General features: G+C 36.0%; 17 protein-coding genes. 2 read left to right on the top strand and 15 right to left on the bottom strand.

Annotated features, from left to right (window positions below; genetic code table 11):
- Positions 1-51 precede the first annotated feature (51 nt).
- A complete protein-coding gene (locus tag BZK14_RS11035; protein WP_077926539.1) occupies positions 52-441 on the top strand; it encodes a hypothetical protein in 390 nt (129 codons plus the stop codon).
- A 203-nt stretch (positions 442-644) separates the two neighbouring features.
- Here BZK14_RS11035 and BZK14_RS11030 read toward each other — a convergent pair whose 3' ends face one another.
- From BZK14_RS11030 to BZK14_RS10960, 15 genes are all read right to left on the bottom strand, one after another.
- On the bottom strand, positions 645-1,067 hold the full coding sequence (locus BZK14_RS11030) for a GNAT family N-acetyltransferase (protein WP_281249134.1): 423 nt from the start codon (positions 1,065-1,067) through the stop codon (positions 645-647).
- Positions 1,068-1,185: 118 nt separating this feature from the next.
- Positions 1,186-2,472, bottom strand: a complete 1,287-nt coding sequence (gene eno, locus BZK14_RS11025) for a phosphopyruvate hydratase (RefSeq protein WP_077926538.1) — start codon at positions 2,470-2,472, stop codon at positions 1,186-1,188.
- 79 nt (positions 2,473-2,551) lie between these two features.
- Positions 2,552-3,559, bottom strand: a complete 1,008-nt coding sequence (gene pyrB / locus BZK14_RS11020; protein WP_077926537.1) for an aspartate carbamoyltransferase — start codon at positions 3,557-3,559, stop codon at positions 2,552-2,554.
- 71 nt (positions 3,560-3,630) lie between these two features.
- Complete coding sequence (locus BZK14_RS11015) at positions 3,631-4,911, bottom strand: citrate synthase (protein ID WP_077926536.1); 1,281 nt, start codon at positions 4,909-4,911, stop codon at positions 3,631-3,633.
- Between the two features lie 156 nt (positions 4,912-5,067).
- The gene (locus BZK14_RS11010; RefSeq protein ID WP_077926535.1) at positions 5,068-5,310 is read right to left on the bottom strand and encodes a type B 50S ribosomal protein L31; all 243 of its coding nucleotides are present in this window, start codon (positions 5,308-5,310) and stop codon (positions 5,068-5,070) included.
- 100 nt (positions 5,311-5,410) lie between these two features.
- Positions 5,411-6,670, bottom strand: coding sequence for a transcription termination factor Rho (gene rho, locus BZK14_RS11005; protein WP_077926534.1), 1,260 nt, complete (start codon positions 6,668-6,670; stop codon positions 5,411-5,413).
- A 166-nt stretch (positions 6,671-6,836) separates the two neighbouring features.
- Positions 6,837-7,490, bottom strand: a complete 654-nt coding sequence (locus tag BZK14_RS11000) for a DedA family protein (protein ID WP_077926533.1) — start codon at positions 7,488-7,490, stop codon at positions 6,837-6,839.
- A gap of 2 nt (positions 7,491-7,492) precedes the next feature.
- Complete coding sequence (gene lolD / locus BZK14_RS10995; RefSeq protein WP_077926532.1) at positions 7,493-8,176, bottom strand: lipoprotein-releasing ABC transporter ATP-binding protein LolD; 684 nt, start codon at positions 8,174-8,176, stop codon at positions 7,493-7,495.
- Complete coding sequence (locus BZK14_RS10990) at positions 8,169-9,422, bottom strand: lipoprotein-releasing ABC transporter permease subunit (RefSeq protein ID WP_077926531.1); 1,254 nt, start codon at positions 9,420-9,422, stop codon at positions 8,169-8,171. The genes lolD and BZK14_RS10990 overlap by 8 nt, the downstream gene beginning before the upstream one ends.
- On the bottom strand, positions 9,415-10,680 hold the full coding sequence (locus tag BZK14_RS10985; protein WP_077926530.1) for a lipoprotein-releasing ABC transporter permease subunit: 1,266 nt from the start codon (positions 10,678-10,680) through the stop codon (positions 9,415-9,417). The genes BZK14_RS10990 and BZK14_RS10985 overlap by 8 nt, the downstream gene beginning before the upstream one ends.
- Complete coding sequence (gene scpB, locus BZK14_RS10980; RefSeq protein WP_077926529.1) at positions 10,681-11,262, bottom strand: SMC-Scp complex subunit ScpB; 582 nt, start codon at positions 11,260-11,262, stop codon at positions 10,681-10,683. It lies immediately after the preceding gene.
- Entirely contained in the window at positions 11,259-12,290 is a 1,032-nt protein-coding gene (gene holA / locus BZK14_RS10975) for a DNA polymerase III subunit delta (RefSeq protein WP_077926528.1), read from the bottom strand. The genes scpB and holA overlap by 4 nt, the downstream gene beginning before the upstream one ends.
- 65 nt (positions 12,291-12,355) lie before the next feature.
- The gene (secB, locus tag BZK14_RS10970) at positions 12,356-12,814 is read right to left on the bottom strand and encodes a protein-export chaperone SecB (RefSeq protein ID WP_077926527.1); all 459 of its coding nucleotides are present in this window, start codon (positions 12,812-12,814) and stop codon (positions 12,356-12,358) included.
- 41 nt (positions 12,815-12,855) lie between these two features.
- The gene (gene grxC, locus BZK14_RS10965) at positions 12,856-13,107 is read right to left on the bottom strand and encodes a glutaredoxin 3 (RefSeq protein ID WP_077926526.1); all 252 of its coding nucleotides are present in this window, start codon (positions 13,105-13,107) and stop codon (positions 12,856-12,858) included.
- Positions 13,108-13,116: 9 nt separating this feature from the next.
- The gene (locus tag BZK14_RS10960; protein ID WP_077926525.1) at positions 13,117-13,548 is read right to left on the bottom strand and encodes a rhodanese-like domain-containing protein; all 432 of its coding nucleotides are present in this window, start codon (positions 13,546-13,548) and stop codon (positions 13,117-13,119) included.
- 143 nt (positions 13,549-13,691) lie between these two features.
- On the opposite strand from BZK14_RS10960, the gene BZK14_RS10955 reads away from it, so the two are divergent.
- A partial coding sequence (locus tag BZK14_RS10955; protein WP_143691456.1) for a tetratricopeptide repeat protein occupies positions 13,692-16,269 on the top strand: 2,578 nt, incomplete at its 3' end.

Raw genomic sequence — 16,269 nt, 5'->3', positions numbered from 1 at the left:
ATAGAATGGTAGATCGTCAATTGGAGTAATTGACCATATTGGAGGAGCGGGATGAGGCTTTATATTATTGGGATATTCGCTTTGGTAACCTCTGTTGCGATGGCTGATGTGCCGATGTTAGATGCAACAACAGTTAAAATACCAAAATCTAAAGCTTTAAATAAATGTATAGGTGAGAATAATCAGGTGATTTATACTCAGTTTGAGTGTGCTGATACAGCAACGAAAGTTGATAAACAATGGATTGAGCAAGCAAATCTCACATTTGTAATGCCTGAAAAATATAATACTAATCCTTTAAAAGTATGGGCTGAAGAACAACAATCTCTGAATGAAGATAAATCTTTAGCAGAAATGATTGAAGGAAAAAATATAGGTGAATTATTTAGTATGGGGATCCAAGCTTATTTACAAAGAGCAGTATTAATGAATTCGTTGTAATCTATAGTTTAAAAAAATCCAATGTTTCACATGAAACATTGGATTTTTATTTTATTATTGATTGGCTAACCATAACTCTTTTGTTAATTCATATAGAACATGTTCAACTAAAGGATGGTTTTCTGATAATCTTGGATGGTTAAAATGCTGTGGATTTTTAACCATATGCAATCTTTGCATGAGAGCTTGTGATGGTAAATTTGTCACAGTTGTAAGGCAACGATTTTATCTAAATTCAACTCTGTGAAGCCAAATTTGAGTGCTTCTTTTGCTGCTTCTTGTGCCAAGCCTTGGTGCCAAAATTCTTTTCGTAAGCGCCAACCAATTTCTACACAGGGATTAAAATAGAAGTCATCTTGTGGAATATTTAAGCCCACAAAACCAATAACTTCTTGTGTGGCTTTTAATTCACAAGCCCACATGCCCCAACCATGTTGGGTCATCCTATCTTGAATAGCCTTAAGGAAATCTTGAGCTTCAAGCTCAGATAATACGGAAGGAAAGAATTTCATAACATCAGGATCAGAAACCATTTGATATAAACTTAGTAGATCAGAATTTCTCCATTCACGTAGAATTAAACGCTCTGTGGATAAAGTGTGGATAATCTTGTGGGTATCATGCATTATTGAGCCTTAATTGAAGCAATAAAAAAGTGATGGATTAATGATATCCATCACTTAGTTGGTATTTCTAATATTATTACTATGAAAGCAATAATATTAATTTCTAGAAATTTTTAAATTAGAATTTCACTGCTTTAAATGCAGATTTACCTGCATAGATAGCATTGATACCCAATTCTTCTTCGATGCAGATTAAGCGATTGTATTTTTCAACACGGTCAGAACGGCATAATGAACCTGTTTTTAATTGTGTGCTGAGTGCTGCAGCTGCTAAATCAGCGATTGTGACATCTGATGTTTCACCTGAACGATGAGATACAACAGAAGTATAGTTTGCATCATCAGCCATTTTGATTGCTTCTAATGTTTCAGTTAATGTACCGATTTGGTTGAATTTGATTAAGATTGAGTTAGCAATGTTTTTATCAATGCCTTCTTTCAAAATCTTTGTATTAGTTACGAACAAATCATCGCCCACTAATTGGATTTTATCACCCAATTTTTCAGTCAATACTTTCCAACCTGCCCAATCAGCTTCATCCATACCATCTTCGATTGTGATGATAGGATAACGAGCAACCCAATCAGCTAAGAAATCAGCAAATTCTTCAGATGTGAAAGATTTACCTTCTGATTCTAAAACGTATTTACCATCTTTGTAGAATTCAGATGATGCAACGTCTAAACCAAGGAATACATCTTTACCTGGTGTATAACCTGCATCTTTGATTGCAGCCATGATCACTTCTAAAGCTTCTTCATTAGATGACAAGTTAGGTGCAAAACCACCTTCATCACCGACAGTTGTTGCTAAACCACGCGCATTCAATACATTTTTCAATTCATGGAAAATTTCAGCACCCCAGCGTACAGCTTCTTTAAAAGAAGGTGCACCTACTGGCAAAATCATGAATTCTTGAACATCTACTGAGTTATCAGCATGAGAACCACCATTTAAGATGTTCATCATTGGTACAGGCAACACATATTGTGTTGTATCATTTAAATGACGATATAAAGGGATACCTTTTTCATTGGCAGCTGCATGAGCAACAGCTAATGAAACGCCCAATAATGCATTTGCACCTAAACGAGCTTTATTGTCTGTACCATCTAATGCGATTAATTTTTCATCTAATGCTTTTTGATCTGCAGCATCCATGCCGCGAACAGCTGTTAATATTTCACCATTCACATTTTCACATGCTTTTAATACGCCTTTACCACCGTAACGCGATTTATCACCATCACGCAATTCAATTGCTTCTCTTGCACCTGTGGATGCACCGCTTGGCACAGCTGCAACGCCTTTTACACCAGATTCTAAAGTTGCTTCCACCCAAACTGTTGGGTTTCCACGTGAATCAATGATTTCTCTAGCAACTAATTGTTTAATGGCCGACATAATTCTCTCCTAAAGGATACACAAATGAAATGTAAATTCTAATTATAGCTGATAATCGTAGATGCGTTAACCTTTGAAATTAAGGTACAAACCAACCTGCAGGTTTGATTGTATTTTCAATACCTTGGTCAACACCAAGTACCATTGCAAATAATGCCATTCTTGCAGGTACACCAGCATCTGATTGGCGGAAAATAGCCAAACGTGGATCGTTATCTAAGTCATTGCTTAAGTCATTCGCATTTTCACGACTATCACGTGGTAATGGATGCATGATGATGGCATCTTTCATCGCGTATTGGTCAATCATGGATTGATTGATGCGGAAGCTTAATTCTGGTTTACGAGTTTCTTCACCTTCTGTGAATCGCTCTTTTTGAATACGTGTTGCATAGATCACATCATTATTGTGGATACCATGTTTCAATTGATCTGTTTCGATCACGGTATGACCACGTTCACGAGCAAACTCAGTAATGTACTCGGGCATTTTTAAGAAATCTGGCGAGGCAAAAGTGAAGGTAATATTTTTGTATAAAGACATCAATTTCACCAATGAATGTACAGTACGACCATAACGTAAGTCACCGATCATTGCAATTTTACAACCATCCATAGATTTTCCATTTAATTTAAATTCATTATGGATTGTATAGGCATCTAACAGCGCTTGTGTTGGATGTTCACCAGCACCATTACCGCCATTAATGATTGGTATATCTGTTGCTTGTGCCATTTTATAAATAGCTTGTTCTTCTGGGTGACGAACCACTAATACATCAAAATAGCCTGAAATTACACGTGCTGTGTCTTCAATGGATTCACCCTTAACAATGGATGAGAACGAAACCCCTGTTGTACTTGAAACTTTACCACCTAAACGCATAAAAGCAGCATCAAAGCTTAAACGAGTTCGTGTACTTGCCTCAAAGAAAAGGCTGCCCATAACAGCACCTTCTAATACATTAGTATAGGCTTTGCCATATGCAACGGGCTGTAGAATATCTGCTAATGTAAATAATTTATTTAAAGTGTGAAGATCAAATTGTTCGCAGGATAGTACAGCTTGGCCTAGTAAAGTGTTCATATTTTTCCTTTTAAATCTTAATGGTTCCAAAAAAAACCGCCATATCTGGCGGTTTTAAAATTAAAAATAAATTACATGTTTCGGAGAGTGTGTCCGATGTAGCGTTGTCTTGGACGAGAAATTTTCATCTTCGGATCCGCAATCATTTCATTCCAATGGGTAATCCAACCCACTGTACGAGCTAGTGCAAATAATGGTGTAAACATTTGTGTTGGGAAGCCCAATGCTTTATAGATAATGCCTGAATAGAAGTCTACGTTTGGATATAATTTACGTTCAATGAAGTATTCATCTTTTAATGCAACTTCTTCTAAACGTTTTGCTACTTCCATCAATGGATCATTACCATATTTCGCTAATACTTCATCTGCAATGCCTTTAATGAGTTTAGCGCGAGGATCAAAGTTTTTATAAACACGGTGACCAAAGCCCATTAAACGGAATGGATCTTCTTTATCTTTTGCTTTCGCAACATATTTACTGACATTATCAACAGAGCCAATTTCACCCAACATGGTCAATACAGCTTCGTTTGCACCACCATGTGACGCTCCCCATAAGCATGAGATACCCGCAGATACTGCAGCATATGGATTAGCACCAGAAGAGCCTGCCATACGTACTGTAGATGTTGAAGCATTTTGCTCATGATCAGCATGTAAAATGAATAATACATCCATTGCTTTTTCAGCTACTGGATCAATTTCATAAGGTGCACATGGTGAGCTGAACATCATGTTCAAGAAGTTACCAGCATATGACAATGAGTTTGTTGGATAAACTAAAGGTTGCCCGATAGAATGCTTATACGCAGCTGCAACAATTGTTGGCATTTTTGAGATCAAGCGATGTGCTGTGATCATGCGATGTTCTGGATTATGAATATCCAATTTATCGTGATAGAAGCCCGCCATTGATGCAACAGTACCCGCAAGAATTGCCATAGGATGAGAGTCATATCTAAAGCCTTGCAGGAATACTTTTAGGTTTTCATGCATTAGGCTGTGTGTCATGATGATATTTTCAAAATCTTTAGATTCTGTTAGGGTTGGTAATTCACCATTAAATATGAGATAACAAACATCTAAGAAGCTAGATCTTTCCGCTAATTGCTCAATAGGATAGCCACGATAGAGTAATTCACCTTTATCACCATCTAAATAAGTGATTGCGCTTTCACAACTTGCAGTTGAAACAAAACCTGGATCATAACTGAATAAGTTTAATGTACGATTCATTGCTGCAATATCAACAACATCATCGCCATAAACTGATTCTAAAATTGGGAATTCACCTTGTTTTTGTGTGCGGTTATCAGTAAAAGTAACGCTATTTCTATTGGTAGTTGTCATTTTTATCCTCCATAGTGATCTTTATAAGATCTATCCAATAAATATGTTATAGCTAAAATAACACATGGGACTAATATAAACGAGCTTGAGCAACTTAGCAAAATACAAATGTTCAAAAAAAAAGCATCTATTTAAGATGCTTTTAATTTAAATCAATTAACGACCGTATTTCTTACGGAAGCGATCAACACGACCTTCTGTATCCACGATATTTTGTTTACCAGTGAAGAAAGGGTGTGATTGTGAAGAAACTTCAATTTTGTAAAGAGGGTATTCATTACCATCTGTCCAAACGATAGTGTCTTTTGTTGAAATTGTTGAACGCGTTAAAACCGCGAAATCGCTTGAGCTGTCTTGGAAAACAACTGGGCGATAGTTAGGATGACCTTCTGCTTTCATAATAAAATCCAGTAATAAGTAAAAAACAACGGCTAATATAAAGCCTACTTAGTTTAAAATAGCACGATATTCTAACAAAAAGATATTTTTTGCGCAATAGTTAGCGTTTCATTGCATCAAAAAATGCTTGATTTGTCTTTGTTTCTTTGAGTCGTTCTAATACAAACTCCATTGATTGGATCTCATCCATAGGATATAAAATCTTACGGAGAATCCACATTTTCGCCAAATCGTCAGGATCAGTTAAGAGTTCTTCTTTACGTGTACCAGAACGATTAATATCAATTGCAGGGAAAATTCGTTTTTCAGATACTGAGCGATCTAGATGCAATTCAGAGTTACCTGTACCTTTAAACTCTTCATAAATTACTTCATCCATTTTTGAGCCAGTATCTACTAATGCTGTTGCAATAATGGTTAAGCTGCCACCATTTTCAATATTACGTGCCGCACCAAAGAAACGTTTAGGGCGATGCAATGCATTGGCATCCACACCACCTGATAAGACTTTACCTGATGACGGCACAACAGCATTATATGCACGTGCTAAGCGAGTCATTGAATCTAATAAGATAACGACATCGCGGCCATGCTCAACTAAGCGACGTGCTTTTTCGATGACCATTTCTGCCACTTGGACATGGCGAACAGCAGGTTCATCAAATGTTGAGGCAATCACATCACCACGCATTAATAATCGTTTCATCTCTGTCACTTCTTCAGGGCGCTCATCGATCAATAGTACGATGAGATAACATTCTGGGAAGTTATTTTCGATGGATTGAGCAATATTTTGCATCATCACAGTTTTACCTGTTTTTGGCGGCGCTACGATTAAGCTACGCTGGCCTTTACCGATGGGAGCAACCATGTCAATCAAACGTGCTGTAATATCTTCGCTTGAACCATTACCACGTTCCATTTTTAATAATTCATTGGGATGAATCGGTGTTAAGTTCTCAAATGCAACTTTACGCACAGAGTTTTCCACAGGTTCATAGTTGATGGTATCAACTTTAGAAAGGGAGAAATATTTTTCATTATCCTTAGGCGGGCGAATTTTACCAGAAACGGTATCGCCTGTTCTTAGGTTAAACTTACGAATTTGAGATGGACTAATATAAACATCATCAGGGCCAGCCATATAAGAGCTGTCTGCACCGCGAAGGAAGCCATAGCCATCATTTAAAATTTCAAGAACACCATCACCTGAAATTTCTTCGCCATTTTTTGCATGTGCTTTTAAAATAGAGAAAATTAAGTCGTGTTTTTTAGCACGGGCGATACCATCTAACTGCATTTCTTGAGCAATACGAATCAGCTCAGCAGCGGGCATTTGTTTTAATTCAGTTAAGTTCATAGATTAATTCTAGATTTAAATAAAGGATAAATTAATATGACTCAGCTAAGGACTTAGCCAAGTAAAATAAATTAAGAAATTGATTCAGTCGGAAAAGTTGACCATTATTTGTTTGTCCGCAAATTCTATAAGCTTTACACTTATTTTGCAAATAATCTGATCAATTTTATTGGTTTTTTTTACGATGCTCTAACCATGCTTTACCAATTTCGTAAATCATTGGCAAAATTGAAATGAATATAATACCTAAAACAATGATGGAAAAATTATTTTTGATCCATGGAATGGTACCAAAAATATAACCGGCTCCCAACATCAGGAACATCCATAAAAATGCACCAAAAATATTATAAGTTGCGAATGTTTTATAAGTCATTTTGCTTGCACCTGCTACAAAAGGGGCAAATGTACGAACGATGGGTACAAAACGAGCAATCACGATTGTTTTGCTGCCATATTTTTCATAAAAATTATGGGTTTTCTCTAAATATTTTAATTTAAATATTTTGGCATCCTGTTTAAATACTTTTAAACCAACATAATGGCCAATTTGATAATTAAGAGCATCACCTAAAATAGCAGCAATTAATAGTGTAAAAAACAGTAGATAAATATTAAGTAATCCCATTGCGGCTAAAGCACCTGCTGCAAATAATAATGAATCACCAGGTAAAATTGGTGTGATCACTAAACCTGTTTCACAGAAAATAATGATGATTAAGATAATATAAATCCAAATACCATATTGTTGTACTGCAATCTCGAGGTATTTATCTAGATTTAAAAATAGATCAATAAATTGCATAAAAATTTCAGTCATGATTATTGTTCCTGAATGAGTTGATGGTTATCTAAACGAAAGCGATGATCCATTTTGTGTGCTAGCTCTAAATCATGTGTGACAACAACAAGCGCTGTACCAATTTCTTCATTAATTTCATACATGAGATCAAAAATTGCGTGAGCATTTTCAGCATCTAAGTTACCTGTTGGTTCATCTGCTAAGACGGCCAATGGTTTTGTCACTAAAGCGCGTGCAATTGCAACGCGCTGGCGTTCACCACCTGATAATGCAGAAGGTTTGTGACCAATGCGGTGAGATAATCCAACACGAGCCAACATCTCTTTAGCATGTTCTTGGGCTTCTTTGATGCTCATTCCACCAATGGCACAAGGAATGGCAACATTATCCAATGCTGTGAATTCAGGTAATAAATGATGAAATTGATAAATAAAACCTAAATATTGATTGCGCCATACGCCACGCTCTTTTTCAGAACCTTGGCTGAATGCTTTACCATTCAATAAAACTTCACCAGCTGTTGGCTGGTCTAACCCTGATAACGTATGTAACAAAGTGCTTTTACCAGAACCTGATGCGCCAATAATGGCAATGCGATCTTTGGAATTAATCGTAAAGTTCAGATTTTCAAAAACTTTAACTTCATTTTTATGATCAAAATAAGATTTAGATAAATTCTTTGCAATTAATATGGGATTACTCATAACGTAAAGCCTCAGCAGGTTGAGTTTTAGCAGCTCTCCAAGCAGGATAAATGGTTGCTAAACTTGCTAATAAAAATGCCATGACGGCAATCATAGAAATATCATTCCAACGGATAATGGTGGGAATATGTGAAAGTGGATATACACTTGGCTCAAATACGGTATAGCCTAGGATGGATTCGATCCAACCGATTATATTATTCACATTAATACTAATGATGAGCCCCAAACTAGTGCCAATTAATACGCCCCAGAAGCCTATGACAATACCTTGAACCATGAAGATTGCCATAATAGATTTGGGCGATAATCCTAATGTTCTTAAAATTGCAATTTCAGAGCGCTTATCATTCACAACCATCACTAATGTAGAAACAACATTGAATACAGCAACAGCAACAATTAAACTCATAATAATAAAAATAGTACGTTTTTCTGTTTCAATCATATTGGCAAGTGTTGCAAATTGATCGACCCAGCTATAAATTAACACAGAGTTATCCTCAAGGTTATCCACAATCTCCATTGCTGTTGATCGAGCAATATTCAGATTATGTAGTTTTAAGCGTATGCCTTGAACCTCGTTTTCAGGGACTTTGAATATTTGATTCGCTTCATTGATGTGAATGAATGCAGTATTGGCATCATATTCGTACATACCCACATTGAAGATATCCACAACGATAAAACCTTTAACTCTTGGAATCACTGCATCAGAATGTTGTGCGACCTCAGGCGTAATTAAAGTGACATAATCACCAATATTGGCATCCAATAATTGTGCTAAATCTTTACCTAAGATAATAGCTGGTTCATCATGGTTTAAAGCATCAAAGCTTTGCATAATATTGGATACATTGAGCTGATATTGCGGATCAATCCCCTCTATTTGTACAGGTCTCATTAGCCCATTGGCATTCATTAAGCCTTCACCATTGGTAAAAGGAGCGCCCGCCATAATATTATTGTGGTTAGAAACTTTTTTATACATCGTCTGCCAATCGTTAAAATAACCATCATTTGGGCGTTTAGTCATTTTTAGATCATAGGCGACGGCTTGGCTAACTTCTGTGATACCTTGTTGAAAGCCATTCATTACTGATAAAACCACAATGATTGCAGTTAATCCTAAAGCAATGCCACCAATAGAAATAAATGAAATGAATGATATAAAGTTATTCTTACGTTGTGCTGCTGTATAACGAAGCCCGATGGATAAACTTAAAGGTTTAAATAATTTAATCATAACGGAGTGCCTCCGCAGGCTGAGTTTTAGATGCTTTCCAAGCGGGATAGAGCGTAGCAACACTTGCTAGACCAAATGTAATGAAGGCAATAATATAAATATCACTCCAGATCACAATGGATGGGATTTCTGTAACATAAAAAGCATTGCCAACATTACCACCGAAAATGCCTTCAATGAAGGTAATGATTGGATTGACATTCAGCGCAATGAGTAAACCTAAAAGAATACCAATGATGGCTCCAAAGAAACCAATAAAAATCCCTTGTACCATGAATATCATCATAATTTGTGTGGGGGACATGCCTAATGTACGTAATATTGCAATTTCAGGGCGTTTTTCGGTGACAACCATTACTAATGTTGATACAACATTAAACACAGCAACTGCAATGATTAAACTCATAATTGTAAACATTGTGAGTTTTTCAATTTCAATCATTTTAAAGAGAATTTTAAACTCTTCAATCCAAGTCATGGTTTGGTAATCATTTCCTAATTGATCTTTTATTTGTTCAGCTGTTTCTCGTGCAATCATGGGATCGTTTAACTTTAAACGAAAACCTGATACGCTATTTTTAGGTAATTGATAGATTTTACCGCTATCTTGATAATGCATGAGAGCCATGACAGAATCATATTCATAAGCACCTAAACGGAAAATACCCACAACCTTTAGGCGTTTCATCCGAGGAATGGCACCTGCGGCGGTAATCTGAATTTTTGGCGTAATTAAGGTGACAGTATCGCCAACATTTAAGCCTAAATTCATTGCTAAATCTGATCCTAAAATTGTGCCAAATTCACCTTCTTGTAAAATTGTAAAATCTGCAGCTGAAATAAAGTCAGCAGTGATGGCATGATTAATACTAGAAACAGAATCTTCATAATTAGGATCAACACCTTGAATTTTGACGGGGAAAAATTGCCCATTAGCAGCCATTAATCCTTCACCATTATTAAATGGTGCAGCAGCAATAATATTGGGATTAGCTTTAATCTTTGAATATAATTTTTGCCAGTTGTTGATAAAACCTTGTGGATTACTGTTACGAATGGATAGATCATAAGCCATCGCAAGATTACGTTGGCGAACTTCATTTTGAAAACCATTCATCACTGATAATACAACAATCATCGTCATCATTCCGAGTGCGATACCACCAATGGAGATAAATGAGATAAAGGAGATGAAATTTTTTTTTCGCTTGGCGCGTGTATAACGCAATCCAATGAATAACGTTAAAGGGCGAAACATTTAAGATTCCTCATTTACATTGAATGATAAACCCATTTGTTCAACAGTTTTTTCAAGTTTTTCTAATTCAATCAATGGTGGTAATTCACTCAATTGTTTGAGATTGAAATCATCCAAAAATTGTTTAGTGGTGCCATATAAATTAGGGCGACCAGGTACTTCACGTTGACCCAGTACTTTAATCCATTCACGTTCTTGCAGTGTTTTCATAATATTACTACTCACAGAAACGCCTCGAATTTCTTCAATATCACCGCGGCTAATAGGCTGACGATATGCGATCAATGCTAAAGTTTCTAGTAAAGCGCGGCTATAACGTTGTGGTTTTTCATCGTATAAACGAGAGACCCATTGTGAATATTGTTGTGGTACTTGAATGCGATAACCAGAAGCAACCTCAACTAGTTCAACACCACGACCATCTAATTTGTATTTCAAAATTTGTAAAGCTTCTTTGATATCTTCTGTTGAAGGTTGTTCGTGGACATCGAATAAGGTTTGAATATCACTGATTTTAAGTGGTGATTGTGCGGCGCTTAAAATCGCTTCGAGTAAAATATTTAAAGGAGGTAAAGCATTCATAGTTTAATCTCTGCACTTAATGGAAGTAGTCTTTTGCCTGCAAAAGCAAAGGCGGTACGCATAATGGCATTCCAAGGATTTTCATTCATTTGGCCTTTAATGGATAGATCGATCTGCACCACCATACTTGTGAGATTACGTAAACGGTTCGGGTTCATACGATTTAAAGCTAAGCGATATAATGGTTTTTGATTTTGCCAAACGTCATTCAATGCCATTTCGATAGTGGCACCTGCATCTATTTTTGCATACATGCGCTGCAATATTGCAATCTCTTTTTGTAGAACCCAGTTCACTAATGTTGGTACATCACCTTCAGATCTCAAACCTTGAATGATGCGATAAATACGAGCAATGTCTCCCGTTAATAATGCTGAGCTTAAATCGAATGCAACAAAGTTAGAGTTTTCTGAGCTGAGTTCAGCGATCATCTCATTGGATATTTGTTGATGACCATATAAAAAGGATAATTGAGTTAATAATTGTTCAATTGCGAGAAAATTACCTTCATTGTGGGCAGCAATAAAAGCCACTGATTCTTGTGATAAATTAACATGTAATTCACGAGCTCGATTTTGAATCCAACTGGGAAGTTTTGTATGATCTGGTGGATAAATTGTAATTAAGCAGCCATTTCGCTCAACCATTGATAGCGTTTTATTCTTTAATGTATTGCTATCAAGTTTTGGCATAGTTATGAGATAAAAAAGATCAGGGTTCGTTTTATCTAAACATTCATGCAATATTTTGAATGTTTTTGCATCTGGTTTATTAGCAAATTTAAGCTGAATGAGTTTTTGTGTTGAAAATAATGACAAACTTTGGCCTGTATTAATGATATCTGACCAATTAAATTTATTATCAACATCAAAAACTTCCCGCTCATATTCGCCTGAGTTCATGATTGCATCTTTAATTTTTTGCTCAGTATTGAGCATTAATGCTGGTTCATCGCCGGCAATGACGCAATAAGGGAGTTTAATAATCTTGGGTAATTCTTTTGTGACAAAATCTTGAGCAATCCGCATCGTTTTCCATTCTCGTTATAAAGAAAAACCCTCCGAAAGAGGGTTTTTACGGAATGCATATTATATTATGCATTGCCTTCAGTTTGCATTTGTTCTAAACGCTGTGCATAGAGCAAATCGAAGTTAACAGGTGCCAATGTTAATGGTGGGAAACCTGCTTTTAGAATCATTGAATCTAATGTTTCACGAGCATATGGGAACAAAATGTTAGGGCAGAAAGCACCTTCCATATGTCCACGTTGTTCGTCATTAAAACCTTCGATTGTGAAAACGCCTGCTTGTTCGATTTCTACCAAGTATAAAATTTCTTCACCAACTTTAGCTGTCACAGTTAAACGTAACGCAACTTCTGTGACATTTTCTTCAACTTGTGCAGCGATATTTGCTAGTTGTACAGAAATTTCTGGTGCAGTTTCGTTCTTGAAGCATGCTGGTGCATTTGGAACTTCCACAGAGATATTTTTACTGTATAGTTTGTGAATGTTAAAAACTGGGCCAGTTTCATTTGCTGCATTTTCAGACATAATGTTTCCTTAATTAATGAAATGTATGACAGTGAGTAAAATTATTTTTGTAGTAATGGATCTAGATCGCCTTTTGCATCTAATGCATGAAGGTCATCACAGCCACCAATGTGCTGATCATTAATAAAAATTTGAGGAACAGTATCACGACCAGAGCGTTTTTTGCTCTCTTCCCAATATTGTGAATCTTGATTGACGTCGTAAATTTTAACTTCTGCGCCTTTCTTTTTCAAAAGATCTAAAGCACGTTTGCAGTATGGGCAAGAAGGTAAATAATACATTTCGACTGACATAGTGAACTCCTATTTCTTCGATGATTCAACTGGTAAATTTGTTTGTAACCAACCATTTAACCCACCTTGAAGTGAGAAAAGGCTTAAATTTGCGTGTTCTTTGCGTAATTTTTCAACTTTATCTATTGAAGTTGCGCCAGAGTCACAGTAAAGGATAATTACTTTATCTTTAAAGCGAGTACCGTCCACTAATTTGGTTGCAAGTTGTTCTGCTGCAACATGAACCGAACTAGGGATATGAGATTTTTTAAATGTATCTGCATCACGAATATCTACAAAGATGGCTTCATCATTGTTAGATAATTGTAATGCTTTGGCTGCTGAAATGATGAAAGCTTTGTGTTTAACAGTTTTAATTTCATTCATAATGATGAGAATAAATACAACTGCTAAACCCGCAAACCACATCCATTCAGCATGAAAAAATTCCATAAAAGTCATAGTGATGATATCCCTTGAGATCATACAAAAATCGTAAAACCGCTATTCTATCAGTAAATAGATAATAATTGTTATTCATATTTTATAATGATTATGCTATTTATTCACAGATCGAATGACTCTACTTTGCCTAAAGGTTTTTTATGAAGTTTCCCTCTTATCCGCGCAGTGCATTAGCAGTTTCCTTATTATGTTTATCCGCAATTTCTTGGGCGGATGTTGATAAAGCTTGGAATGCTTTTGATCACGCTGATGTTGCCTCAAGCTTTGCAGAGTTTAAAGTATCTGCGGAAAATGATGAAAAAGATGCGGCTTTTATTTATGGTTCATTTTTGTTAAATCAATCTTTTTCTGAATATGATCTTGTAGAAGGTCGTCACTGGTTAAAGAAAGCTGCGGATGCAGGTGATGCAAAGTCAGCGTATAACTTAGCATACAATCTTTTTAAATCCCTCAGTAATAGTAGTTGGGATAGTGATATTGTGAAAGACCCTGCAACAGTTGAGGCGCTTCAAAAATATATTCAAATGGCACTAGATGCTAATTTACCAGAAGCTTATGAGTTTATGATCAATCATGGTTATAGCAATCAAGAGCTATTTGGCATTGAAGATCCTAAAGTATTAGTAGATTTAATTGCTAAAGCACATAATATCCAACCAACAGCTATGACCCATTACTATATGGGGATCATGGCATTGCAGGCACACACAGTTTTTGACGATATTCCTTATGAACCTCAAAAGGCTGTAAAATATCTAGAAACAGCTTATCAGCAAGGTGTTAAAAGCACAGTTTATTATTTAAGAGATTTATACAATGGGGAATATGAAGGTTTCCCTGCGGATAAAGCTAAATATCATGAATATACAAAAATATACTATGAGCATTTTGCAGAAATCAATGATCCTGTATATTTTAATATTAGAGATATCTCCCCATTAAAAACGCGCCCACAAAATATTGTAGACAGTGTTGTAGCACAGTTTAAGCAACAAGCTGAAAATAATGCAAGTGCAGCTAGAATTATGGGGGCTCTTAGTCATAATCCTAAAACTGCTAAACAATATTTTGAAAAAGCTATTCAGTTGGGTGATCAAAGCGCAGCAATTGCAATGTATTATTTAGATGAAGGTTGGTATGCAGATAAAACTCCCATCATTGATCAAATCATCCCATTGGCTGAATCAGGGGATCTTGCTGCTAATATTTTTCTTAGTCAGAACCTTTATGGTAGTGATGCTATTCCTTATTTAATCAGAGCAGCGGAATTGGGTGATTATGTCTCAATGATTAATTTAAGCCGATATTATGGTGATGAGGGAGCATATGATAAATCTGCGTTGAAAAAAGCATTGGATTGGTATGATCGTGCAATAGAACAGTTTCCAAAGGATGCCACTGCTTATCGTGAAAAAGCATGGTTACTTTATAATGAACAGGGCTATCGTGATCAAGTGATGCCAGACGTTTTCACAAATTTAAATCAGGCATTGACGTTAAATCCTGATGACTCAAAAACATTAATGTATCTAGCACAGATTTATGACTCAGATGTGCAATATGAAGATGCACAAAAAGCATTGGCACTTTATCAAAAAATTAATACATTGGATCATGATACAACAGAATTTGATCAAGCAAAATTGTTACAAGCGATGATGCTGAAATATGGTAAGGGCAATGTTGCTAAAGATGAGCAGCAAGCTAATATTTTATTTGCTGAAATCATCGAAAAATATCCAGAAGATTATCAGGCAACTTATGAATTAGCAGAGAGTTATCATCATGGTAAGGGGATAGAACAAAATATTGAAAAAGCCATCGAATTGTATCGCTTAACTTCAAATATGAATGCACATGTACCATTGGGTATGTTATTAGCACAAAGTGATGATGCAACCTTACAAGCTGAAGGTGTGGCATTAATTATTAGTGTTGTGGAAAATCAACCTGCGGATACGGCGACATTATCTTTATTATTATCGTTAAAAGATCAATCTTCATTGATACAAGAATGGTTATTCAAGCTTGTTACAATTGAACCTTATCGTATGAATTTTGATGCACTTGCCGAAATTAAAGAGAGCTGTCATGACGGTAACTCTTTAGCTTGTGTGAATTATGCTCGTTGGATGTTAGAGAAAAATGTCGAAGTAGATGAAGCATTAAGAGTATTGAGTGATTGGGCGGATAAAGGGAATTTAACAGCTGTGCGTGCATTATTGAATGATGCACGAGAGAAGAATGATTACACAGCACAAAGAGTTTTAACAGAAAAGTTAGTTACCTTAGAACCTAATGATGAAAATTACCAGCAGTTAGCAGAGTTCTATTTCTTTCAGTTGGAATATGATTTAGCAGATCAAATGTATCAAAAGATAGAAAATCTCTCTGAACGTGCAGAGTATGATCAATCTCGTATTGCAGATGAGCGTGAATATTTAGAGGGTTTAATCGCGCGTGCAAAGGAAAAAGATCAGGAAGCTGTAAGAACTTTATTTTACCTCTATCAAGGTAATAAACGCCCTGATCTTGCCATTGAAGTCATAGAGAAATGGTGCGATTTGAATGATGAAAGTACCCTAAATGAATGGATCTATTTATTAGACCAATCAGCAGATTCTCAAAATATTAGCAAAGCAACGAAGCAACTGGCGAAAGCTGTTTTAACTGATTCAACCATTGATTTTGCGAATTTATATCAGCGTTATACTGAAG

Source organism: Wohlfahrtiimonas larvae, assembly GCF_002006755.1.
Lineage (GTDB): Bacteria > Pseudomonadota > Gammaproteobacteria > Cardiobacteriales > Wohlfahrtiimonadaceae > Wohlfahrtiimonas > Wohlfahrtiimonas larvae.
This window is presented reverse-complemented; position numbering and strand designations above follow the sequence as displayed.

What these genes read in the sequence shown, in the direction of transcription:
- BZK14_RS11035 (WP_077926539.1), top strand. Translation starts at nt 52, where the DNA reads ATGAGGCTTTATATTATTGGGATATTCGCTTTGGTAACCTCTGTTGCG.
- BZK14_RS11030 (WP_281249134.1), bottom strand. Translation starts at nt 1,067, where the DNA reads ATGCATGATACCCACAAGATTATCCACACTTTATCCACAGAGCGTTTA.
- eno (WP_077926538.1), bottom strand. Translation starts at nt 2,472, where the DNA reads ATGTCGGCCATTAAACAATTAGTTGCTAGAGAAATCATTGATTCACGT.
- pyrB (WP_077926537.1), bottom strand. Translation starts at nt 3,559, where the DNA reads ATGAACACTTTACTAGGCCAAGCTGTACTATCCTGCGAACAATTTGAT.
- BZK14_RS11015 (WP_077926536.1), bottom strand. Translation starts at nt 4,911, where the DNA reads ATGACAACTACCAATAGAAATAGCGTTACTTTTACTGATAACCGCACA.
- BZK14_RS11010 (WP_077926535.1), bottom strand. Translation starts at nt 5,310, where the DNA reads ATGAAAGCAGAAGGTCATCCTAACTATCGCCCAGTTGTTTTCCAAGAC.
- rho (WP_077926534.1), bottom strand. Translation starts at nt 6,670, where the DNA reads ATGAACTTAACTGAATTAAAACAAATGCCCGCTGCTGAGCTGATTCGT.
- BZK14_RS11000 (WP_077926533.1), bottom strand. Translation starts at nt 7,490, where the DNA reads ATGACTGAAATTTTTATGCAATTTATTGATCTATTTTTAAATCTAGAT.
- lolD (WP_077926532.1), bottom strand. Translation starts at nt 8,176, where the DNA reads ATGAGTAATCCCATATTAATTGCAAAGAATTTATCTAAATCTTATTTT.
- BZK14_RS10990 (WP_077926531.1), bottom strand. Translation starts at nt 9,422, where the DNA reads ATGATTAAATTATTTAAACCTTTAAGTTTATCCATCGGGCTTCGTTAT.
- BZK14_RS10985 (WP_077926530.1), bottom strand. Translation starts at nt 10,680, where the DNA reads ATGTTTCGCCCTTTAACGTTATTCATTGGATTGCGTTATACACGCGCC.
- scpB (WP_077926529.1), bottom strand. Translation starts at nt 11,262, where the DNA reads ATGAATGCTTTACCTCCTTTAAATATTTTACTCGAAGCGATTTTAAGC.
- holA (WP_077926528.1), bottom strand. Translation starts at nt 12,290, where the DNA reads ATGCGGATTGCTCAAGATTTTGTCACAAAAGAATTACCCAAGATTATT.
- secB (WP_077926527.1), bottom strand. Translation starts at nt 12,814, where the DNA reads ATGTCTGAAAATGCAGCAAATGAAACTGGCCCAGTTTTTAACATTCAC.
- grxC (WP_077926526.1), bottom strand. Translation starts at nt 13,107, where the DNA reads ATGTCAGTCGAAATGTATTATTTACCTTCTTGCCCATACTGCAAACGT.
- BZK14_RS10960 (WP_077926525.1), bottom strand. Translation starts at nt 13,548, where the DNA reads ATGACTTTTATGGAATTTTTTCATGCTGAATGGATGTGGTTTGCGGGT.